Raw genomic sequence first — 761 nt, forward strand, 5'->3', positions numbered from 1 at the left:
GCAAACAGGGTATCGACCATACGTTTTTCCTTGTCCGTTAACGCCGGTGGCGGATGCACAAACGTCACAAAATTATGAATATAGAATCCTGCCGCCAGCAGCACTATCGCCAGCGGGATAAGCAGCTGAAGCGGGATTTTTTTCATGGCGGTGGCACCTGCTGCACGATTTTCACCACCGAGCGAACCGTGAACACCAGGGCATCTGACAGGTCACTGTAAACCGAACGCGAACGATCCACGGGGTCAGCGGCATAAGCCCCTTCATGATCGACATCGGTCGCCAGCACGCCCCGAACATGGGGAGATGAGGTGCGTATCGCCTTGACCGGCACGGTGCCGTCACCGGGTGTCCCCGCCGAAATCAGCTCATGGGTTCTTAACGGGGAGAGCTCAAGCGGCTCAGCGGAATCCTTTCGGACCCTCTGCGCCTCCTTCACGTACAGCGGGATCCGCTCTTTCCACGTCAGGAATGCATCAGACGGATTGTCCGCACTGGCACCGTAAAACAGCCAGGTCTGCGGATGGTATTTAGCGTTCAGTTCTTCGATAAATTTTTTCACATCTACTTTTATTCTGTCCTGGAAAGCTCCCCACTCACTGTCAGTATCACCCAGCAGCAAATTCTGCTCACACAGCCGCCACCAGTCCGTCTTGTTCAGATAAATTTCCTCATACGGATCATCCTCCGGCAGGGACAGCCGGGCACCGCTGCTCTCGATTTTCAGCCAGCCGGGACCATAAGCACCGCCCGGCAGCAGC

The 761-nt window shown here is 55.7% G+C and carries 1 pseudogene; it reads right to left on the minus strand.

Annotated elements, in window-relative coordinates:
• Positions 1-142: 142 nt before the first annotated feature.
• Positions 143-761, minus strand: a pseudogene (locus NV64_RS23575) (hypothetical protein); the annotation flags it as partial.

The sequence above is a fragment of the Erwinia sp. B116 genome, from assembly GCF_002865965.1.
GTDB lineage: Bacteria > Pseudomonadota > Gammaproteobacteria > Enterobacterales > Enterobacteriaceae > Erwinia.